Source organism: Segeticoccus rhizosphaerae, assembly GCF_009192725.1.
Lineage (GTDB): Bacteria > Actinomycetota > Actinomycetes > Actinomycetales > Dermatophilaceae > Segeticoccus > Segeticoccus rhizosphaerae.
Genome location: NZ_VOHR01000492.1, coordinates 1 through 1,988, shown reverse-complemented (window position 1 = coordinate 1,988; position 1,988 = coordinate 1). Strand labels below are relative to the sequence as shown.

Annotated in this window: 2 protein-coding genes, 1 pseudogene and 1 riboswitch; of the genes and pseudogenes, 2 read left to right on the top strand and 1 reads right to left on the bottom strand. The window is 74.2% G+C overall.

Annotated elements, in window-relative coordinates; translation table 11 throughout:
* Window positions 1-402: pseudogene (locus tag FRW57_RS21000) on the bottom strand (cell division protein FtsK); the annotation flags it as partial.
* On the opposite strand from FRW57_RS21000, the gene FRW57_RS20995 reads away from it, so the two are divergent.
* Both FRW57_RS20995 and FRW57_RS20990 read left to right on the top strand, forming a co-directional pair.
* Complete coding sequence (locus tag FRW57_RS20995; RefSeq protein WP_152186980.1) at window positions 401-580, top strand: hypothetical protein; 180 nt, start codon at window positions 401-403, stop codon at window positions 578-580. The pseudogene FRW57_RS21000 and the gene FRW57_RS20995 overlap by 2 nt on opposite strands.
* A 186-nt stretch (window positions 581-766) precedes the next feature.
* A riboswitch (SAM riboswitch) is annotated at window positions 767-880 on the top strand.
* A gap of 51 nt (window positions 881-931) precedes the next feature.
* Window positions 932-1,988: aminotransferase class V-fold PLP-dependent enzyme (locus FRW57_RS20990; RefSeq protein ID WP_152186979.1), on the top strand; the 1,057-nt coding region annotated here is incomplete at its 3' end.

Genomic DNA, 1,988 nt, shown 5'->3' with positions numbered 1-1,988 from the left:
CCAGCCGATGATGCCGCCCGCGTCGCGCATGGCGGCAGCCCCGTCGGGCGGACTGGGCAGGCCCTGGGCGATGTGCACCAGCCCGCAGGTGGCGAAGGCCAGGGCGGTCGTGCCGATGGTCACGCGGTTGTTGGACGTGGCGTCGCCGGGCGCGCGCAGCAGGCGAAGGCCGAGCAGCAGCAGGGCGATCGGCAGGGCGAACGCGACGCGTCCGAAGGTGCCCGCGACGATCGCGTGGATGATGTCGCCGACGACTCCGGTCAGACCCCACCACTCGCGGGCCGCGACCACGACCGCCAGCCCGATGAGGGCGAAGCCGATCCCGTCGCGACGGTGCTCCGGCTCGAGGTCGCGCGCGCTCGTGCCGACCCGGCGGACCGCGCCGCCCGCGACGTGCGCCATGCCCATCCAGGTGCCTCGGACGGCACGCAACGGCAGCGGCAGGCCGCCACCCCTGGCTCTCGACCGGCCCTTGGCCGAGGCCCGGGCCGGGGTCTTGCGCGTGCTCGGGCGCCCGGCGGCCGGGCGCGACGAGGTGCGGCGACTCGAGGACTTCGAGCGGGCCGTGGAGGAGGACTGACGTGTCGCCACTGTCGCAGGCTACGCGATAGTCACCCTCGGATCACGTGTCACACGCGCACCACAGGTCACCGGTCGGACCCAGCAAGCCTCGGATGGGCCCTTCCCGTGCCTGAACGTCTCGACATCTGAGATGACCGCTCAGGTAGTGGGCACCGCGGCCCCCGAAGCGGTAGTTTCCTGCACAGGTCATGAGTGCCAGCGTCAAGCCCCGGCTCGCTGGTCGGCAACCCTCCTCCGCGGTGGGGTGCTCCGGGTGACGACCCGGCCGTCCTGCACCAGCAGGCGGCAAGCGCGGACCGGCGCCCGTCGCAGGTCCGACCCAAACACTGGACCGACAGGAGCAGCCCGTATGTCGATCGCGAGCCTGACCCGCCGCACCGCCGATACGCCGCCCACCTACGGCTGGGCCGTGCCCACCGTGCCCCCCGTGCCTCCCGTGCCCGCCGTCCCCGATGCGGGCAGCCGACCGGCGCAGGAGCCACCCCATCGGCTGCGCTCCGTGCCCACCCCACCCACGCGACCTGCGCCCGTGGAGCCGTCCTCACCCTCGACCCCGCAGGGTCGCGAGAGCGCCCGTCCCCAGGCACCGGCGGTCCTGGCCCCACCCCGCACCGTCGCCGACAACCTCGGCGTGCCCACGCTGCACCGCACGGTCGTCGACTACGCCAACTTCGACCACGCCGCGTCGACACCCGCGCTCGAGTCGGTCAAGCACGCCGTGGACACCGCCCTGCGCACCTACTCCTCGGTGCACCGCGGCACCGGCTACACCTCGCGGATCACGACCGGGTGGTTCGAGGCGGCGCGCGAGGAGGTGGCCGCGTTCGTGGGCGCGCGACCCGGCGACGAGGTGGTGTTCACCCGCAACACCACGGACGCCCTCAACCTGCTGGCGCGGTGCCTGCCCTCGCGCACGACGACCTTCGTCTTCGAGTCGGAGCACCACGCCGCGTTGCTGCCCTGGCCCTCCTCGCGGACCGTGCGACTGCCGGTGCCCGCGAGCGCCGCGGACGCCGTCGCCTTGCTCGACGGGGCGCTGGCCGAGTCCGAGGACAGCAGGCCGCGACTCGTCGTCGTCACCGGCGCCTCCAACGTCACCGGCGAGCTGTGGCCCGTCGAGGAGCTGGTCACGGTCGCCCGCAGGTATGACGCGCGCGTGGCCCTCGACGCCGCGCAGCTGGCGCCCCACCGCCGGGTCGACCTCACAGCCCTCGACGTCGACTACCTGGCGCTGTCCGGCCACAAGCTCTACGCGCCCTACGGCTCGGGCGCCCTGGTGGGCCGCGCCGACTGGCTGGACTCGTCCGCCCCCTACCTGCGTGGTGGCGGCGCCACCGCGGCCGTCACCCCGGGCGGGGTGGTCTGGAACGAGGGGCCCGCACGGCACGAGGGCGGCACTCCCAACG

Bases quoted from the DNA above. Each gene is read 5' to 3' on its own strand.
- FRW57_RS20995 (WP_152186980.1), top strand. From the start codon at position 401: ATGCCCATCCAGGTGCCTCGGACGGCACGCAACGGCAGCGGCAGGCCG.